At 55.2% G+C, this 17,563-nt stretch carries 20 protein-coding genes; 5 read left to right on the top strand and 15 right to left on the bottom strand.

The window, feature by feature from the left end:
- Positions 1–8: 8 nt before the first annotated feature.
- A complete protein-coding gene (locus NB063_RS03520; RefSeq protein WP_250927359.1) occupies positions 9–731 on the top strand; it encodes a peroxiredoxin-like family protein in 723 nt (240 codons plus the stop codon).
- Between the two features lie 236 nt (positions 732–967).
- Positions 968–2,047: an AI-2E family transporter gene (locus tag NB063_RS03515; RefSeq protein WP_250927358.1), complete on the top strand. Its 1,080-nt coding sequence runs from the start codon at positions 968–970 to the stop codon at positions 2,045–2,047.
- A gap of 72 nt (positions 2,048–2,119) precedes the next feature.
- Here NB063_RS03515 and NB063_RS03510 read toward each other — a convergent pair whose 3' ends face one another.
- Positions 2,120–2,659 carry a c-type heme family protein gene (locus NB063_RS03510; RefSeq protein ID WP_250927357.1) on the bottom strand — a complete coding sequence of 180 codons (540 nt, stop codon included), beginning with the start codon at positions 2,657–2,659 and terminating at the stop codon, positions 2,120–2,122.
- Complete coding sequence (locus NB063_RS03505; RefSeq protein ID WP_250927356.1) at positions 2,656–3,672, bottom strand: NAD(P)H-dependent flavin oxidoreductase; 1,017 nt, start codon at positions 3,670–3,672, stop codon at positions 2,656–2,658. The genes NB063_RS03510 and NB063_RS03505 overlap by 4 nt, the downstream gene beginning before the upstream one ends.
- Before the next feature lie 70 nt (positions 3,673–3,742).
- Between NB063_RS03505 and NB063_RS03500 the strand changes: the two genes are divergently transcribed.
- Together NB063_RS03500 and NB063_RS03495 are read left to right on the top strand one after the other, a co-directional pair.
- Positions 3,743–3,961: a hypothetical protein gene (locus NB063_RS03500; protein ID WP_250927355.1), complete on the top strand. Its 219-nt coding sequence runs from the start codon at positions 3,743–3,745 to the stop codon at positions 3,959–3,961.
- 68 nt (positions 3,962–4,029) lie between these two features.
- Complete coding sequence (locus NB063_RS03495; protein WP_250927354.1) at positions 4,030–4,359, top strand: RrF2 family transcriptional regulator; 330 nt, start codon at positions 4,030–4,032, stop codon at positions 4,357–4,359.
- A gap of 1,011 nt (positions 4,360–5,370) precedes the next feature.
- Here NB063_RS03495 and NB063_RS03490 read toward each other — a convergent pair.
- From NB063_RS03490 to NB063_RS03475, 4 genes are all read right to left on the bottom strand, one after another.
- On the bottom strand, positions 5,371–7,200 hold the full coding sequence (locus tag NB063_RS03490; protein ID WP_250927353.1) for an alpha-amylase family glycosyl hydrolase: 1,830 nt from the start codon (positions 7,198–7,200) through the stop codon (positions 5,371–5,373).
- 31 nt (positions 7,201–7,231) lie between these two features.
- Positions 7,232–7,609: a response regulator gene (locus tag NB063_RS03485; protein ID WP_250927352.1), complete on the bottom strand. Its 378-nt coding sequence runs from the start codon at positions 7,607–7,609 to the stop codon at positions 7,232–7,234.
- Positions 7,610–7,692: 83 nt separating this feature from the next.
- Positions 7,693–9,642, bottom strand: coding sequence for an AI-2E family transporter (locus NB063_RS03480; protein WP_250927351.1), 1,950 nt, complete (start codon positions 9,640–9,642; stop codon positions 7,693–7,695).
- 85 nt (positions 9,643–9,727) lie between these two features.
- Positions 9,728–10,063: a cupin domain-containing protein gene (locus tag NB063_RS03475; protein WP_250927350.1), complete on the bottom strand. Its 336-nt coding sequence runs from the start codon at positions 10,061–10,063 to the stop codon at positions 9,728–9,730.
- A gap of 211 nt (positions 10,064–10,274) precedes the next feature.
- Between NB063_RS03475 and NB063_RS03470 the strand changes: the two genes are divergently transcribed.
- Complete coding sequence (locus NB063_RS03470) at positions 10,275–10,511, top strand: hypothetical protein (protein WP_250927349.1); 237 nt, start codon at positions 10,275–10,277, stop codon at positions 10,509–10,511.
- A 231-nt stretch (positions 10,512–10,742) separates the two neighbouring features.
- Here the strand turns inward: NB063_RS03470 and NB063_RS03465 are convergent, their stop codons facing one another.
- From NB063_RS03465 to NB063_RS03425, 9 genes are all read right to left on the bottom strand, one after another.
- Positions 10,743–12,095, bottom strand: a complete 1,353-nt coding sequence (locus tag NB063_RS03465) for a dihydrolipoyl dehydrogenase family protein (RefSeq protein ID WP_250927348.1) — start codon at positions 12,093–12,095, stop codon at positions 10,743–10,745.
- 84 nt (positions 12,096–12,179) lie between these two features.
- The gene (locus tag NB063_RS03460; RefSeq protein ID WP_250927347.1) at positions 12,180–12,692 is read right to left on the bottom strand and encodes a carboxymuconolactone decarboxylase family protein; all 513 of its coding nucleotides are present in this window, start codon (positions 12,690–12,692) and stop codon (positions 12,180–12,182) included.
- Positions 12,671–13,909 carry an AI-2E family transporter gene (locus tag NB063_RS03455; protein ID WP_250927346.1) on the bottom strand — a complete coding sequence of 413 codons (1,239 nt, stop codon included), beginning with the start codon at positions 13,907–13,909 and terminating at the stop codon, positions 12,671–12,673. Before NB063_RS03455 ends, NB063_RS03460 begins: the two co-directional genes overlap by 22 nt.
- Positions 13,910–14,287: 378 nt before the next feature.
- On the bottom strand, positions 14,288–14,875 hold the full coding sequence (locus tag NB063_RS03450) for a PRC-barrel domain-containing protein (protein ID WP_250927345.1): 588 nt from the start codon (positions 14,873–14,875) through the stop codon (positions 14,288–14,290).
- A gap of 320 nt (positions 14,876–15,195) precedes the next feature.
- A complete protein-coding gene (locus NB063_RS03445; RefSeq protein WP_250927344.1) occupies positions 15,196–15,399 on the bottom strand; it encodes a CsbD family protein in 204 nt (67 codons plus the stop codon).
- Positions 15,400–15,639: 240 nt separating this feature from the next.
- On the bottom strand, positions 15,640–15,819 hold the full coding sequence (locus NB063_RS03440; RefSeq protein WP_250927343.1) for a hypothetical protein: 180 nt from the start codon (positions 15,817–15,819) through the stop codon (positions 15,640–15,642).
- A gap of 34 nt (positions 15,820–15,853) precedes the next feature.
- Positions 15,854–16,006, bottom strand: coding sequence for a DUF3309 family protein (locus tag NB063_RS03435; RefSeq protein ID WP_250927342.1), 153 nt, complete (start codon positions 16,004–16,006; stop codon positions 15,854–15,856).
- Between the two features lie 335 nt (positions 16,007–16,341).
- The gene (locus NB063_RS03430) at positions 16,342–16,812 is read right to left on the bottom strand and encodes a PA2169 family four-helix-bundle protein (RefSeq protein ID WP_250927341.1); all 471 of its coding nucleotides are present in this window, start codon (positions 16,810–16,812) and stop codon (positions 16,342–16,344) included.
- 231 nt (positions 16,813–17,043) lie between these two features.
- Positions 17,044–17,400: a hypothetical protein gene (locus tag NB063_RS03425; protein ID WP_250927340.1), complete on the bottom strand. Its 357-nt coding sequence runs from the start codon at positions 17,398–17,400 to the stop codon at positions 17,044–17,046.
- Positions 17,401–17,563: the final 163 nt, after the last annotated feature.

Below are 17,563 nucleotides of genomic sequence, written 5' to 3'. Positions count from 1 at the left end.
GCCCCAAAATGCTTAGAACAATCCAACTCGTCATGCTCGCTTCGCTGGTATCCACGCCACTTGCCGTCAGCGCCCAAGAAACCGCTGGACCGCTGGCCAAGCAACTCGAGGCCACCGCTGCGGGTGCAGCCGCCCGTTATCCCGCCGAAGTTTTGAAGACGTTCAAAGACGCCATGGCGACCGTCAAAGCGAGCGGCATCGAAGAAAACGCCAAACAAGTCGGCGACCAAGCGATCGACGCCACGCTGAGTGGCTGGGATGGCGAGACCGTGCAACTGAGCGCACTATGGAAGAAGGGTCCCGTGGTTTTGATGTGGTACCGCGGCGGATGGTGCCCTTACTGCAACCTGCAACTTCGCGCAATGGAAAAGGAACTCACGTCGATCGAAGGCGCCGGTGCGCAGCTCGTCGTCCTCACTCCCGAATTACCCGAAAAGGCCAAACAAACCGCCGAAGCGAATGATCTGAGCATGGTGGCACTGCACGACCGGGACAACGAGTTGGCCCAAAAGTACGGACTCGTCTTCAAACTCCCCGAAACGATCGTCCCTACGTACCGCGACAAAATCAAAATCGGCAGCTACAACGGCAACGATAATCTGGAGCTACCTCTGTCGGCGACCTACGTTATCGACCGCACGGGCACGATCACGTACGCGTTCCTGGACGCGAACTACACCAAACGCGCCGAACCTGCCGACGTCGTGGCCGCGGTCGAGGCTTCGAAATAGTCGGTAAGAGACCAAACCAAGCTACGACAACGCGGCGGTGCATCGATACGCCGCGTTTCCGCCACAATTGAGTGTGTGATGCCAGCGAGCATCACCGCCCCCCATCGGCTCCCCAAATGAGACGGACGATTGCCGCAATCGTCCCGTGTGCTTAATCTGTTCGCTACGTCGCGTCGAGAATTCGACGGGTTGCGTCGACAGACACGAGTAGCGTTTCTCCTTCTGGTTGAGCCCGCATGGACTTCCCTGACAGATATGATCGGCAAAAAATTCAAACCGTCTGCTTGATGGTGATTGCCGTTGTTCTGGTGACGTTCTCGATCTATTGGCTCCGCCCGGTCCTCGTGCCGCTGGTCGTCGCATTGTTTGTCGTCAGCGGCGTCACACCGCTGCTCAACGCCCTCGAACTTCGACTGGGTGTGAACCGCTTGGTGGCGGCGGCGATCACAATCGTTGCCGGATTGCTCGCGATGATTATTTTCGGTTTTGCGATTTGGGTTTCGATGGTTGACCTGTCGCGGAACGCGAAAGCGTATCGCACCCGCGTTCAAGAGATCGTCAATCATTTGGAGGAGAGTGCCTCGGTCGTCTTACCCAAGTCGCTGGTGCCTTCGCACGCCAAATCGCTCCCTCAGACCGCAGCGGATGATGCCAGTGACTTCATTGACATTTTTGTCCGAGACGGAATCACACTCCTCTCGCAAGCTCTCATCGGCTTGATCTCCACCAGTGCGATTGTGTTGATCTATGTGTTCTTTCTCCTGATCGGAACACCAACCATCGGCGACTCAGGATCAATGGCGAGAGAAATCGATCAACAAGTCAGATCGTACCTGTCGCTGAAAACCGTCATTTCCATATTCACCGGAGCAGCCTTCGGGGCGACGCTATACCTGTTCGGTGTACCGATGGCGTTTACCTTCGGAGTCCTCGCGTTCCTGTTGAATTTTGTTCCCAACATCGGGCCGATTGTCGCAAGCCTACTGCCAATCCCGCTGATCTTGCTCGATCCCAACGCCAGCATTCTGTGGATGGTTTCGGTGATCGCCGTGACAGGATTGATTCAGCTGCTCAGCGGCAATTTGGTGGAACCCAAGTTGATGGGTAACTCCTCAGACCTGCACCCCGTGACGATTCTTGTGGCACTGATGTTCTGGGGGATGATGTGGGGCGTTGTCGGTATGTTCCTGGCAACTCCGATTACCGCAGCGATGCGAATCATGCTGCAGCGAATTGAAGTCACCAAACCGATCGCCGAATTGATGGCCGGCCGTTGGCAGATCAGCGCGAGCGAAGCGGCCACTTCAGCGTACTAAGACGAGCGTCAACGGAATTGATCTTCGCACGCGACCACGCATCAACAATCGGCGGCGACAGAACACCACGTGCTAACGCTCTCGTTTCAGAGGCATTGAAATCGACAATCCCGCCGTTCGCGCTTCGGTATCGGTTCGATGCCTGACGTGACACTTCAAACATTGCGACGCCAAGCGAATCGGACCGGCGAATCGATAACGTGCCGCCTCGACCGATTCAAACCTTGGCTCGCCGTCCTTGAGCGCCGTAACCGCCCGTCGCTCGAATTCATCTTTGGGCTGGTGATCCACATTGATGAGATCCGTTTCCACAATCAACCACTTGAGTTTGACGTCATAACTGTTGGCCAGTTCATCGAAGACATCCTCTAGCGACGCGGAGGGAATCGCATGCGTATTGTCTTCGTCAAAGAAATCACGGTGGACCACCTGCAACGTTCCACGAATGGATTCGTGCAACAGCATCGCTCGTGCTCGTGCTTCAGCAACAGTGGTCGCCGCCTGGATTCCTCCGGACGCCACCGCAGACGATTCGGTCGGTTCATCGGCCCACACGTCCCAAAGGGGCACGGTAGCGATGACGAATAGGAAAGTCAGTCCGAACGCTTTCATGATCGATTACTCAGTTGTTGGAGGGTTGCTTCTGCCTCGGCCACGATTCGATGGATCACGGTTTGAACGTCCTCGATTTGAGTGATCTGCCCGGTAACTTGGCCGGCGTACATGGCTAACTTTTCGAGATCGCCCGTCATCGACTTCAACGGCGAGTCGGTACTCATCCAATAGATCGGACGCCCTTGCTCTTCCGCGACAACTCGCCGCGGAATCTTATCGGGCAGATGACCATATGGCTGCGACTCGATTGACTCGGTGACTTCGGTTTTAAGAACCCGGACGTTGGAATGGGGCGGCCAATTGATCGCGAACGCATCGGTGTGAATGGTGTCGCACTCCGTTGCCGAGAGAATCTTTTGCTTATGGACGTCGTGCGCGAACGATTCTTTCGTCGCCAGAAACGCTGTCCCGCAGTGAATCCCGTGGGCACCCAGCGCCAATGCCGCGACTAGACTGCGTCCACTGGCGAAGCCGCCCGATCCGACCACGGGAATGGAAACGGCGTCCACCACCTGAGGCAACAAGACCAACGACGATACCATGCCGTGAACATGACCGCCCGCTTCCACGCCTTGAGCGATAATCATGTCGGCGCCGGCCGCCTCCGCGCGCTTTGCATGCTCGACGCTGCCCACTTGATGAATGACCAAACACCCGGCGTCCTTGGCCCGAGCAACGGCATCGGCGACAACGTCCCAAAAGAACATCAGCACGGGGATTCTCAACCGCACGCACTCATCCAATTCGGCTCGAAACAAATCCGGATCCGTCGCCGATGGAATCAAATTCACCGCAAACGGATTGCTGGTCAGGGCACGCACCTGATCGACCTGCTGACGAATCAAGTCGGGTGACTCGCGAACCATGCCGAGACAACCGAACCCGCCTGCGCCAGCAACGGCGACAACCAGTTCCGCGCGAGCCACGCCCCCCATGCCCGCCTGCAAGATCGGATAACGGCAACCGAGCAAGTCGCAAAAGGGAGTATGTAAAGGCGTCGAACTCGGCATTGATTGGCTGGCCTCGGGTGGTTCTCGCAACGAGGCTGGGGACTTGCGTCTCAGCCGTTACAATGAAGGCATGAACTGTAATTTAGAAACAACGATCCCGGACTGGATTATCGAACACCCCGAAACAACGGGCGTGTTCAACGAATTCAATTTGGACATCAGTTGTGCGGGCAAGTCGCTTCAATACGTCTGTCTCCAGCACGGGCTGAATCCTGCTGAAATGCTGCTGCGGGTGAGGACTGTGATTGTGGAATTCTCGTCCATTGACGCCGATTCCGCATCACCCTAGGCTCGAGCGAAACCATTCGATAGACGCATTTCCACCTACGACGTCGTCAACGCCGCAGAATTCAGGCTATGAAGTTAACCACGCAAACCGACTATGCCATGCGGACGCTCATGGTTCTGGCGACGCGCAAGGAGCGGGTGCATGTTGCGGACGTCGCAAACCTGTTCGGGATTTCCGTCAACCACGTTGCGAAAGTCGTCAATTTGTTGGCCCGCGCCGGGTTTGTTCGCAGCGTTCGCGGTGTTGGCGGGGGAATCGAACTGGCACAGGGTACAAACGAAATTTCAATCGGCGAAGTGATCGCCCTGATGGATTGGCCCCGATCTCTTGCACGATGCAGTCGAAGAAGGCAATCGCATGCAACTGGGGCGGGCAGGCCGAATGACTGCTGCGGTTAACGTCCTTGTGCTTCTCGATTGCGAATATCTTCGCTCGACAACAATCGAAACACGCACGTTGCCGAGACCACGGCACCGATCGTCACACGGCACCTACGGTTACTTTGTCAAGATTCCATGTGTTTTTGCGGTCGAGTCGCGCCGCCTCCACGCCAGACGTGCTGTGGAGGAGGCTCTCTGAAGCGCGTTCATTATGATCACGGGATAAATTTCACAATTGAACCGACTCAATAGTTGCGTACCGCCCGTAAGGGTGGTAGATTTCGCTGGCGCAGCGGAGGGGCTTCAGAATTCGCCTTTCTCCTGAGTTCTGCTAAACTTACTCGGATAAAGATGCCGCTAGAGGTACCAGCAAGCGTGCGGTTAACACCGGCAAAAGACTGTTTTCCGGCGGCATTGATCCATTGAGTTCACTTGACGCGTGTGGTTTGAGCGAAAGAAATGACACGAGGTAGCCTTGGAGCTACGTTCGCTTCGCAGCATACGAACATGGCCGGTCACGGTCGCAACCGTTTTACTTTGCCCCGTAAAACTCCGCGGTCGTGACCGGCTTTCTTCGTGCTCCCGCGCTCGTGTGGCAGCGGCTCACTGGCGGACACCGTGTTTTGCCAACGCGATCGGTCGTTTTCCGATTTTCGTCGGCAGCAAAGCAAATTGGTCCAGGGGCGTTTTCCAGCAAATTTCAGAGAAGCCCAAACTTCTGCGCACCGCCTTTCTGTTCCCACGCGGCGGGCTGACGTGGCCAGTCATCACGCATTCATTCCACTGAACCGTTCGCGATTCGTCAGCGTGCCTACGAAAGTGTCCCGTCAATTCCGAGAGACGAGGAAAGATTCTTCACACCGATCGTGCCCACGCCGCATGCACTCGGCGGCCTCCCAAGCACATGAGCAAGAGACACTCCGTCTTTCTCTCAGATAACGACAGCTGCTCATCTGCCACTCCCACCTCACCGGCATCGCTCAGTGGATGGCCGGTGAGTGCATTAACGCGTCCGCGGACAAATCCCGATCAGCTGGGGTTTTGGGAATAGATCAACACCGTATACGGCGGCAATTCGATCCGCCCGCGATGGGATTGACCGTCGTAGGGTTCAACGATCGCCTGAATGTTGCCACTGGCGTCATCACCAAACTCTTCGCTGTATTCACTCCGATCGCTACTGAACCGACGTATCCAGACGCCCCCACTCGGGAGTCCAAACTCGTATTGCTCGAAATGCTGATTCGCAAAATTGATAACTACGATTACATCATCACCAGGACCACCGTCAAAGTGACGTCGAAACGCAACGACCTTCTTGTCATTGTTCACATGAAAAACATCAACGTGTTTGCCGGTCAATCCTTTGGAGATCCCGTCACGATTCAAACGCAATGCAATCAAATCCGCCGTCAGCTTGGAAATCCCCTCGTACTCCTTCGCATTCTCCCAATCGAGTTCTTCCGTGTCAGTAAACCAGCCGTCTTGAAGAATGGATTGACCTTGAAACAGCATCGGTATTCCAGGCGCAGTCATGACGAGTGCTAACCCCAACCCGGCTCGTTTTTGAGCGAACCAGTTCCCTGGATCTTCGTTGTCGACTTCACTCGGGATCCGCGATTTCCCGTTGGCGACTTCATCGTGTGATTCGGTATAGATCACACGCTGAAATGGGTCGCAGTTGTAGGAATGATAGAGAGCGTGACGCACCTTCTCCATGTCTCGTGCGGCGTCATCGGGTTGCGTGATGACGTCACGGATAGGGTGGACAAAGTTCGCATCCCACTGCGCCGAAAACGCCGCACCACCTTCAATGTCTGACTTGGTCAGGTAGTCGTTGTTTTGCAAGTCTTCGGCGATCGTGATCGCCGACGGTTTGAAGCTATGGATCTCTCGGTTGATCCATTGGGTGAGCCCCCACCCTTCAGGGATTTCCTGTTGGCCGGATGCATCGACGGATCGAATGTAGAGCGTCATGTCATAGCGGAGTCCATCGACGTGAAAATCTTCGATCCACATCATCGCGTTGTCACGAATATAAGACCGGACCTCGCCCCGTCCGTAATCGGGACGGGTGTCGCCCCACGGCGTGCTGCTTCGATAGTCGTTGTAGAAGTAAATGCCGCCTTTACCGTTTTCACTCCAACCATCGAACTGCCAAAGATCCAAATCGCTCGGTCCAAAATGGTTGTAGACGACATCCAGAATCACCGCGAACCCGGCCCGGTGGGCTTCGCGAACAAATGTCTTAAAACCCAACGGACCGCCATAGGCCTCTTCAATTGCAAAAGGATGCGCAGGGTTGTAACCCCATGAATAGTCACCCGCGAATTCCGCGATGGGCATGATCTGCAATGCGTTCACACCGAGCTTCTTCAAGTGATCAAATTTTTTGATGTAGTCCTCGAACGTTCCGACACCTTCCTTTCCGTCGCGAAAGAACGTGCCCACATGTGATTCGTAGATAACGAGTTCATTCCAAGCCGGCATTTGAAAATCGTCACCCTGCCAATCAAAGTCGGGCTGATGGATGACCCCATTACCGACCGAGTTAGTCACTTCTCGGACGCGTGGATCAATCCGCTGGAACGTATTCTCACCGGCGGTGATTTCGTATTTGTACTGGTCACCCGGCTTGGCGCCTTCGACGACGCCCATCCAACATCCGCTGTCTTCACGGTTTAATGGATTGGCCTTGGCGTTCCAATCGTTGAAATTGCCGATCACGCTGACCGCGTCGGCATTTGGCGCCCACACCCGAAACGCGACGGCGTTTTCGAGAATGATCGGCCCCATTCCTTCGATGTAGGTCGGTTGGTTTTGTGATTCGGGTCTGTCAGCAACACTCGTCTGGCTCATCGTAATGTTTTCCTATGGGATTGGTTTCAATTCAGGTTTCGGACGGGGTTCCGATCAACTCATTGATTTGTTCAATTAACTTTTCAAAGTCGATTGGTTTGGGATGAAACGCGTCGCACCCAGCCGCGAGCGCTCGTGCTTTGTCACCCGGTAACGCGTAGGCCGTCAGCGCGATGATGGGGATACGATTCTCTTGATTGGCTTGATGAATCTGCATGGTCGCCTCTAACCCATCGAGTTCCGGCATATTGACGTCCATCAAGATCAGCGCTGGGACGATGTTCGCAGCCGCGAGCACAGCTTCCATGCCGTTACGTGCTGGCACCACCGCGAAGCCGCGACGCTGCAATTGCAACGTCATCATCTCGCGGATGTCATCATGGTCGTCGACTACAAGGAGAGTAGGCATGTCAGGCTCTGAAAGAGGAGATGTCGCCGTGTCATTCGACGCCGGTGGAAAAGTTTTTGTCGGCAATGGTTCGGTTGCTCTTCTCAGGCCAGAACCGGTTGCCGGATGCGGGCGATGGGGTCGTGACGATTCACCAAAGACTCGAGTTTGGAGCGTGTTTGTGAGTAGGATGTCGTGACGCTGGTCGCGCCCGCTTTTCGTAGCCTGACGAAGAGGCTGTCGAAGTTCTTGAATTTCCCGAGACACGAAATCACGATCGGCCCGCGGTAGCCTTCGCTGCGAATGCATCGACAGAGAAAACTTGCCTGCGGCGTACCACCGGTCGGCAGGACTACGATGACCACAACCGCGGGAGCGCTTTTCACTATTTGTTTTGCCGCGTCTTGCGGTAGCCCCTCATCGTCGACGGAGTTCAGGTCGTAGACACCGTTTCCGCCGTGACGGAGTATGTTCAAGATCAGCGATTCACTGAAGTGATGCGAAACGCAGCCGATGACGTGCGGCAAGGTTTCCTCGACCGCATCAGAATCGGTTTGCTCGACTTCGTTCTCGTCTGGTCGTTGCCGTTGATGGAACTCGGCAATCAGACCGCCCGCCAGCGCGAACAAACGATTGGCATCTGCGTCGGACAACCGATCGGCGTTATGATCCTTGCGAATTCGTTTGAGTGCGGGAACGAGCACCTCGTCACAGGTCTGGTTGTAATTCGTTTCGGCCAAGTGGGCGTGCAACAACTCGGTCGCGGCATGTTGATCGCCAACGAGCAACCGCTGGTAAAATCGCAACGACGGACGGATGTCGACTTCCTCTCCGAACAACGTCGCCATCATGCGGAAGCGAGGCACATGCCTACCTAAAACGACAAGGCAAACCGTCAGGGGTGTCGAGAGCAGCAAACCGACCGGCCCCCACAACCATCCCCAAAATACGGCGGCGACAATCACCGCCACCGCCGATATCCCCGTACTCGTTCCATACAACCATGGCTCGACAACGTTGTTGCTGATCAGTTCCATCAGAACAATTAGGAGCAACGCCGCCACAAAGACTCCATAACCTGGAAAAACCGAAAGCGCGATTGCGAGTGGAAAAATGGCTGCCGCGGTGGGTCCGATATACGGAACGAACCGTAAGCATGTCGCCAGCACACCCCACAAGATTGCGTTGGGAAAGACGCCGTCTTCTGTCATCGTCATCCCGATGATCGTGAGGCCTGCGGCCATGACGACGCCGTACGACGTGTTGATGATCGTTTGAGCGACGAGATAGCGACTAATCCGGCTCGCGACTTCGTCGAGCGCCTCCGTGGTCGTCACGTAGTCGCCATGACTGATCACGGCGATGATTCGGTCACGCAAATCCTCTCGGTGAATCAACATAAAAAGTGCGAACACCGTGACGAGGCCTGCCGTCGCGAGCGGACTCAAGACAGTCCCGGCGGTACTCGCCCACGAAGCGAGCGGCAGATCATCTTGGACCGGCACGATGTATAGCGGCGACTTCGGCGTCGATCCATCATTCGGTAATTGATCCGACGCGGACTTCTCGGGCGGGAAGACTTTGTCCGTCCACCGCTGCAACACAGTCGGAGACGCTTCGGGACCCGTTTCGGCAACAGGTTCTTCCGAGAGTGCCCTTCCTTCCATCGCCTCGGTCACTTCGTCCGCTAACTCATTGAGTGTCCCACCGACGCCAGTCGTCAGCCCCGCCAAACTCCTGGCCTTTTCGACAAGCTCGCCCTTGTGCTTTGGAAGATCACCAACCAGAGCGGTCAGTTCCCGACCAAGTAGCGTGATTCCACCGGCCAAAAAGATGAATGCGATCAACGCGGTCGCGATCACCGCTGCGATGTTGGGAACACCAAGGCGTTGCACCCGACTGACAATCGGGCTGAGCAAAAAAGACAACAACAAACCCAACGCGAGTGGAATGAACACATCGCGGGCGAAAAACAGAGCGGCGACAGTGAGAACCACAGCGAGTAGTTGAGCGACTGCCGCGATGATCGCCAAATCGGATTTAGTTTGTTTCATACATTGCTTAAGTAACGGTCGACGCTCGACCAACGAATTTAAACCGGCCGCGTATTTCGCGGCCAAAACCAAGTAATGACGCGGCTCAGACGGGCTGGTCACGCCCCGCAAATCGTGCCGGGGGCGACGTCGCTTCGATCGCCACAATCGGTTCCACGACGCGATAACGATGAGCGGCGCCTTGTGGAATCAACCACGAGTCACCCGCTGCCAATTGCGCACGCTCGCCACACATATCGAGTTCGAGCACGCCGCTGACCAAGTAACCGACCGTTTCATAATCACGGGTATGTTCATCACCGAATCCGCTGGGCGATTCCTCCCAGCGACGCATCGCGACGTGTTTTCCTTTTGCAAGGTACGTCTGCCCCATGTCTCCAACGTCGGGCGACGCTTTGGGAATGATTTGTGGAATATCCATGTTTCGCAAACCGGCTGTTGAAAGAAGGAAGTTCACTTGAGGCCACAATTCTGGTGTTTGAGCAAACACGCTCGTGAGCCGGTAACGAGATAGCAAAAGCTGTACCGCAACTTTTCCGGCGGCATGCGAATTGCGACAGCATCCACCCGTGGGGCGGATCACTTTGGTCGCCCAACGTCCTTAAAAGCCAAATACAGAAAGAGGTGACAACATGCGTGCCATCATCGTGATCGCCGTAATCGTGCTAGTTCTTGTCGTCGTCGGTTGGATTCGCTTCAGCTCTCCAAACGGTGATCCGACGATCCAGGTCGACACCGACAAAGTCCGACAAGACACATCCGTGATCGTCGAGAAATCAAAGGAAGCCGTCGATAGTGCAGCCCAAACGATCGATCGTGCCGCTGAAGACGTCGACGACAGCATCGATAGCGAGCCCGTCGCGCAGTAGGCTTCCGCTCTTCCTCAACAAATGCGACTGCACAGGTCATTCACCGGATCGGCTCGTCAGGCTATCTGGCGTCGCAGCAATACGAATCAAGCGCACGGGACGTCGATTTGATCACTGCGGGATTGCAAACGTAGCGGAACGACGTACGCCGTCCGTTAACGCGAGACCGGACGACTTGCGCCGTTCCGCTAAAATTGCCTTAAAACAATCGACGTCCCCCGCCATCATGGATCACAACATCCTTCGCACATCCGAGGAATAGGTCGGAAACGCAAACAATGTCGATTTGATGTCCGTCGCACTCAGCTCGAATTTCATTGCTAACGCAAAGAGATTGATCGTCTCCTCGGCCCCCGGGCCAAGCAGATGGGCGCCAACGACTTGATCGGTCTGCTTGTCGACAAGAATTTTGTAGCCTGCCACGACATCTCCGGTCTTACGGACGCTTCCCCAGGACGAACTGTCTTCAGTACGCACTTCGATATCGAATGACTTCGCAGCATCTTTCTCCGAAAGTCCGACCGCAGCGATCGCGGGTGTTGTGAACGCAACTTTGGGGATCGGCCCATAGTCTGGGATTGATTCCGGCTGGTCGGAAAACAAATTTTTCACGAGGATGCGGGCCTCTTCGTTCGCCGTTGGTGTCAAACGGGGAACACCGCTCGCCGCACAATCACCCGCGGCAAAAACGTGCTCGTTAGTCGTACTACGAAGCGTCTTGTCGACAGTGATGCCGTCTTTGTCGAACGCGATCCCACCCGTCTGAAGATCGAGACTATTAATATTCGGGACGCGTCCGGCGCCGTGCACGATGAGCCCACATTCGATCGGCTCGCCTTCTTCAAACTGCACCCGGTACGATCCCCCTGCATCCGATTCGATCGCAGTCATGGTGGCGTCGAAACGAAATTGGATTCCACGGCGCCGTGAGTATTGGGTCAACTGCTCTACCAAGTCTGGATCAAAACCAGACAATACCGAGCCATCACGTTCGACAATCGTTACGTCACTGCCGCACCGAGCAACAACGTGCGCGAACTCCATCGAAATGTAGCCACCGCCGATGAACACAACATGCTTGGGAAGCTTCGCGAGTTCGAGAAACTCGTCGCTTGTACGGATATGCTGACTACCAGGGACATCAATCTTGGTAGGCGTGGCCCCAGTCGCAATCACAATTCGCGACGCCGACAGTAATTCACTGCCCGTGGATAGCCTATTGGGACCGGTAAATGTCGCATTCCCATGAAAAGTCGCAATTCCGTCGGACTGAAATGACGACTCGCGTTCTTCTTTCACCGGTTGCGTGAACTCTTGCTTGAACCGAAGCAAATTTTCCCAATCAATTCGGATGCTCTCCGAGCCGACAACTAATTTGCCTTCCGCCCGCCGGACTTGATCGATCAGAGTCCCCGCATTCGCGTATACCTTTTTAGGATTGCAACCGCGGAGCGCGCAAGTTCCACCGTATTCGCGGGACTCAACTATCGCAACGGACTTGCCGTCCTCGACGGCTTTGGTAGCCACCGTTGAACCAGCGGGCCCACTTCCCAGCACGATCAAATCGAAGTGTTGTTCTTTCATTGGTGTCCTCCCGTTGTATGCGTCGAGTTGCCGCGTGAAGAAATCTCACAACGCCCCCACACTGCAAAAGCTCGGATTGATTCGCTATGGCAGTTCAATTCCAAGGCCGTGGTTCACGCGGTTGGTGAAATTCGCCAACGCAACCGTGGCCGCGAGTGTGACCAGTTGCCTGTCGTCCAGGAACGCTTTCACCGCGGCCACTGTTTCATCGTCAACGTCTGCTTCTTGCGTCAACTGCTGGGCGTACTTTAGCACCGCCTTCTCATGGTCGTCGAACAAGTCGGCGGCGTCTGGGTTCATTGAATCCAACTGGGCCTGAGTCAAACCCGCGTTCTCGGCGGCTTGTCGGTGATAGTGGGAACAGTAATCACACGAGTTCAGCTGCGAGGCTTTGTAGTACGCCAGCTCTCGGTACTTTGCCGGCAAGTCCGCGTGCACACCGTCATTGAGCTGGGTCACCCCGCCGAGGACATCCGGCTGATGCGCGAGCGTACTGAACAAGTTCAGCGACTGTCCGAACTTCTTTTCGATCGCGTCCAACAACGGCTTTGATTTTTCAGGAGCTTCGTTAGCGTTTAAGGGATTGACGTGAGGCATTGACTGTCACTTTCCTGTTCAAGGTAAGGTTTGGGTACGTGCCGACTGGACTCTGTTGATTCCGTAGAATCCAACTCCGAATCGTCAGGCACGCTAGGCGTGGGAACGTCCGCGCCGAGAATGAATGCGAGGGGCTGCAAACCGTCATAGCCTTCACAGGCCATGCGTGCGGCAATCAAGATGGGGACGGACAAAAACACTCCCATGAATCCCCACATCCATCCCCAAAGTACGATGGATAGGAAAACGAGCACGGGGCTCATCTGCATGGAGCGTCCGAGAATCCCAGGTGTGATGAACTGTCCTTCCAGCGAAGTCAGAGTGAAGAAAACTGCTGATACCACGAATGCGTAATAAATCGGCTCGAAGCTCACGAGTGCAACGAGAAACAGAATGCTGCCGCCCACCAACGCACCCAGGATGGGGATGAAATTAAACGCGAACGCCATCGCGCCCCACAACGGCGGTGTGGGCATTCCGAGCAACCACATCGCGATCCCGACGGCCACGCCCAGACAAGCATTAATCGACGTGATTTTAGCGAGATAGCTTCCTAAACCTTCTTGCACGTTCTCGATCACTTCCACCAAACGTCGCCGTGCCGTGAAGTCAGGCAACGCATGCATGATGCTGCGCAACAGGTTGTCTCCCGTCGCGAGCAAGAAATACAACAACGCTCCACAAATCGTCATGAACGATACAACATTGCCGGTTCCGCTCAAGTAACTCACGCTACTGATCCAGGTCGGTTGCTTGATTTCTACCGGAACCGGATCGGCTTCCTTGTCATCTGTCTGCCGGGGGTCTGTTTCATCATCACTCGACTCCGCCAAATCTTCAGTCGCTTCGCTCACCGCGTTGAGCCGCTCGGTAAGGAATGACAGCTTTTCTTTCACGACGGCGACATGATGAGGCGCGTCAGCGATCGTTTGCTGAGCGGGCTGGATCACCACATACATCGCCACAGAGAGCGTTAGCACGAGCCCAGCGATAATGCCGACGGCGCTCAGTGTTGAGGGAATGCCCATCCGTTTCCCTTGACGCACGAGCGGTCGCAGGACCAGATAGACAACCATGGCGGTCACAACAGGAACCGCCAGACTTCTCGCGTAATACAATCCGTAGAGCACCAACATCACGGCGCAAACTCGAGTGGAGAAGACACCTGCATCACGGCAGTCTTCGCTGCACGATCGATCCTCTGAGGTATTCGACATACTGTTTCCTCCCTCGGCCGTTAAGCCTGCCTCTCCAGCGAAACGCGTTGACCACCCGCCGCGAACGCCCAATTGGACGACATACTGAGCGGCGCCTGCCCACTTACTTGGACTGGTCTCAGACGGGCCTCTATCTGTCTAGGTAGACGAAAGAAGGTGGACTACACACGAAATTCGCGGAGCCCACCCTCCTCGCCTCACAAAAATCACGATCCGCCTAACTGGACAGCAGAACTTACTAGCACACGCATTGGAGTGTTCGCATCTTACGTAGCGGAGCCTCTCTGAGGCTCCGAAAGCAGGCATTACCCGCTTCTCGGTCTCGGGGAGACCGAGCTACGTGAAAGTGACACTTCCAGCTAACGCGATTCAAGGTGACTACTGATCGTCATTGACGCGGTCTCGGTTAGCACGCATCCTTTGCCTATCGGAATCGCGGTCCTGGTTGACACCGTAGCGTTTGTTGAGGTCAGCGGCCCATTGGCGGTCGGCCATGTCCGGCCAATTCTCTTCGTCAAACCCTTGCTGACCTTCGAGCTGTTGCTGAGTCACGTCGAGCACCATCACGTAGTCGTCCGAATCGATGTCGTCGTCACCGACTTCATCGGGATCGACTTGAACCTTGAAGGCTTCGAACGGCACCGCAAACATCTTGTTGCCAACGCCGAGGAAACCGCCGTAGGTGACGGCCGCGTATCGGACCTTGCCGGTGCGAGCGTCCAAGACGATGTCGTTGATTTCACCGACACTCTCGCCTTGTGAGTTTTGAATATTGAGCCCCATCAACTGGCTCACTCGAATGGTTGCTCCTCGAGTTTTCGAATCCAATTTACCCGCGTTGTTTTGAATCGCAGGCTTGTTGGCTTCGTATCTCTCGTCGGTGGTCGGTTCTTGAGCAATAACAGGGCCGATGCACAAGCAGGCCAGTGCAGCAGAACCAATTAGTGTGTGGAAAGCACGTTTCATCATTTTTCTCCGGTGTGGGGAAGGTGGGAAAAGAGAGACCCCGGCGGCGTGACAACCGCCTGGTGTTATCGGTGTTTAGGTAGTGTTCGAATGACCAAAGGGATCCAGTGCTTTATCAGCATTGAAAACAGGGGTGAGACCGAATGGATCACGCCGTTCCACTACGCTTTTCGGCGGTAGGGTGAGGCCCTCCAGTTCGATCAACCCAGGCGTCTTAGCGGCAGGGCGCAAGCCCTCCGGTTCGAGCAACCCAAGCTTTTTAGCGGCAGGGCGCGAGCCCTCCGGTTCGAGCAACCCAGGTTTTCAGGTTAGATAACGCACTAGCAACTGCAGGAGCTTTCAAACTCCGATACTTGACGCTCGGCTTCCTCGCGAGCGAGTCCATAACGCTCTTGGACCTTGCCGACGAGCACGTCTCGTTTGCCGTCGACGACGTCTAAGTCATCGTTCGTCAGATCGCCCCATTTCTGTTTCGCTTGCCCTTTGGCTTGCTTCCATTTGCCTTGGATTTGATCCCAATTCATGGTCATCTCCCTGTAGTAAGAAAAGACTGCTCCCACGTCGGGAGGCAGTAGCACCTAGTTGCAACTCTCGGACCAAGCCAAACAGAATCAACACGACCAACGATGCAACGAACACGATCTCCACGAAACGTTCCATTTAGCGGTCGTTTCGACTTGGCTTCCGGTGGCCCAACAAAAAAGGCGACGAACACTCGGTTCATCGCCTGGAGCAAGATTGAACGACTAACGCCCACATGGCGTTTATTCGTCCACATCCACTGATACGGCACCAGTATCCCGATCCCGTTCCACCTCGACGCCGCCATCGGGAGTGTCGATTTCGAGGATCGTTTCTTTGTTCTCACAACCCGCGAAGGTTAACCCGACAGCCAACATAAAAACGGCGAGAACGTGACGGTTCAACGATACGAAAGACATCATCTCTTTAACCTTAAATGAGGAAGGGACTGTCGGCCTACAGCCGTCCCATCAGCAACAAGACCACCAGGATCACCACGATTACTGTCAATAAACCGCTCGGACCGTACCCCCAACTGCGACTGTGAGGCCATGCCGGGACGACTCCGAGCAGAAGGAGGATTAAGATGATCAGAAGGATTGTGTACATGGGACGTCCAGACGAGTATTGAGGGTTTCAGGTGAAGCTTGTTCGAGAAGCAGCACCGTTATCGTGCTGCTTGAATTGGCACCGGCAGGCGTCCTCGCGGAAGGGTGCGAGCCCATCGATATTTGGCGTTTACAACCAGCGAGATACCGGACGACTCGCAACGTTCCGCTAAGCAACGCGCGGCACCGAACGAATGCTTACTCAGAATGAAAACTCGGTGCGGGACCGGACGGCTTGCGCCGTTCCGCTAAGCCTCTTAGCGGCAGGGGGCGAGCCCTCCGGTTCAGGCAACCTCTAAGTTCAGACCAGACGAAGCACTCGCGAAGCCATCTCGCCTACTTCTTGGCGTAGGCGTCACGGAGATCACGGATTTTGTCGTGTCCGGCTTTCACCTTCGCGTACTGCGCCGACAACACGTCGTTCATCGCGCTTCCGGCGGTGTCCTTCAACACGTCTTCGTAGGCTTCCTTGATGTGGTCTTCGCCTCGTTCGGCCTCAATCAAAATGACATGTGGATCACCACCGTTCAGCTTGCCGCGGATATTGATCCAGATCCGGTGGGTCTTCGCAGCGACGCTGCCATCGTCCTCAGCCTCTTCGCCGTTGAACTCAACATGCTGCTGCAACTCGGTGGCCATTGCCGAGCGTTCGTCACCGATGCTACGAAACAGCGACGCCAACGTCTCATCATTCAACTCTTCGGCCGACTCATGAAACCCGTTGTAGGAGTCGATGTTCGCGCGGATCAGTTTCTGAAGTTTATTGACAGTCGTTTCATTTAGATTCGTTTTCGTTTCCAAACTCATTTTCATTCTCCGTTGATGTACTGGTTGCTCTGCGTGATGAGCGTCATCACACCGCGAAGAAGGAAACGCAAAGGGCGTGCCGCAACGTGAAATCCGGCTTGCAAGCATACGACAACGCAGAACCTGGTCGGTCACCGCCCAACGTGGTCGTGGCTAGACCGTTCGCGATGCGTTAGAAGATTCGCATAAAGCCGGGCGAGAACCCCCGATGGAATGCGGCGGGGCTTTGATCTAGCCACGTGCCGCGAGACTCTCGAGTTCACCGATCGAGTCGAGGGCGATTTCGAGCGTTTGTTCGACGTCATCACGCTCGCACGCATCAACCGTTTGCTGGAGCAGGTCAAGTGACATCGATGCGATATGCATTTGATTGCAAATGTGGTGACGTCGTCGTGACCTTTCTTTTTCGGTCAGTTGCGGTTCCGCGGCAGACGGGAATCGCTCGGCATCAAACCCGTTTTCCAAAAGCCCCTGTGGAGCTTGGACATCAATACACGGTACACCGTCATGTTTCCAATCGACGCGGATCACAACCCCGAGATTTGGAAAACGATGCGTCTGCGAGTGATCCGGAATTGTCATGACCATCGAAGTTGTCTCCGTACACGAGGGGCGGTACCGCGCGAGATCCGTTCTCGCGACAAGCTTTGTGGATAGGAAAGCGATCACTCTTGGCCACCGGGAAGACGCAATTGGGATGCCAATATCCGGAGCAAAGTGCGTCTGAATATATCAGACAGCCACTCAATCT

This window comes from Aporhodopirellula aestuarii (assembly GCF_023701485.1).
Taxonomy (GTDB): Bacteria; Planctomycetota; Planctomycetia; order Pirellulales; family Pirellulaceae; genus Rhodopirellula; species Rhodopirellula aestuarii.
The sequence above is the reverse complement of the archived record's forward strand: the minus strand, read 5'-3'. Positions and strand labels throughout refer to the sequence as shown.

Coding starts and splice junctions, on each gene's coding strand:
- NB063_RS03520 (WP_250927359.1), top strand. CDS start 9: ATGCTTAGAACAATCCAACTCGTCATGCTCGCTTCGCTGGTATCCACG.
- NB063_RS03510 (WP_250927357.1), bottom strand. CDS start 2,659: ATGAAAGCGTTCGGACTGACTTTCCTATTCGTCATCGCTACCGTGCCC.
- NB063_RS03500 (WP_250927355.1), top strand. CDS start 3,743: ATGAACTGTAATTTAGAAACAACGATCCCGGACTGGATTATCGAACAC.
- NB063_RS03480 (WP_250927351.1), bottom strand. CDS start 9,642: ATGAAACAAACTAAATCCGATTTGGCGATCATCGCGGCAGTCGCTCAA.
- NB063_RS03495 (WP_250927354.1), top strand. CDS start 4,030: ATGAAGTTAACCACGCAAACCGACTATGCCATGCGGACGCTCATGGTT.
- NB063_RS03460 (WP_250927347.1), bottom strand. CDS start 12,692: ATGCCTCACGTCAATCCCTTAAACGCTAACGAAGCTCCTGAAAAATCA.
- NB063_RS03445 (WP_250927344.1), bottom strand. CDS start 15,399: ATGAATTGGGATCAAATCCAAGGCAAATGGAAGCAAGCCAAAGGGCAA.
- NB063_RS03430 (WP_250927341.1), bottom strand. CDS start 16,812: ATGAGTTTGGAAACGAAAACGAATCTAAATGAAACGACTGTCAATAAA.
- NB063_RS03465 (WP_250927348.1), bottom strand. CDS start 12,095: ATGAAAGAACAACACTTCGATTTGATCGTGCTGGGAAGTGGGCCCGCT.
- NB063_RS03435 (WP_250927342.1), bottom strand. CDS start 16,006: ATGTACACAATCCTTCTGATCATCTTAATCCTCCTTCTGCTCGGAGTC.
- NB063_RS03450 (WP_250927345.1), bottom strand. CDS start 14,875: ATGAAACGTGCTTTCCACACACTAATTGGTTCTGCTGCACTGGCCTGC.
- NB063_RS03440 (WP_250927343.1), bottom strand. CDS start 15,819: ATGATGTCTTTCGTATCGTTGAACCGTCACGTTCTCGCCGTTTTTATG.
- NB063_RS03515 (WP_250927358.1), top strand. CDS start 968: ATGGACTTCCCTGACAGATATGATCGGCAAAAAATTCAAACCGTCTGC.
- NB063_RS03475 (WP_250927350.1), bottom strand. CDS start 10,063: ATGGATATTCCACAAATCATTCCCAAAGCGTCGCCCGACGTTGGAGAC.
- NB063_RS03425 (WP_250927340.1), bottom strand. CDS start 17,400: ATGGTCATGACAATTCCGGATCACTCGCAGACGCATCGTTTTCCAAAT.
- NB063_RS03455 (WP_250927346.1), bottom strand. CDS start 13,909: ATGTCGAATACCTCAGAGGATCGATCGTGCAGCGAAGACTGCCGTGAT.
- NB063_RS03485 (WP_250927352.1), bottom strand. CDS start 7,609: ATGCCTACTCTCCTTGTAGTCGACGACCATGATGACATCCGCGAGATG.
- NB063_RS03490 (WP_250927353.1), bottom strand. CDS start 7,200: ATGAGCCAGACGAGTGTTGCTGACAGACCCGAATCACAAAACCAACCG.
- NB063_RS03470 (WP_250927349.1), top strand. CDS start 10,275: ATGCGTGCCATCATCGTGATCGCCGTAATCGTGCTAGTTCTTGTCGTC.
- NB063_RS03505 (WP_250927356.1), bottom strand. CDS start 3,672: ATGCCGAGTTCGACGCCTTTACATACTCCCTTTTGCGACTTGCTCGGT.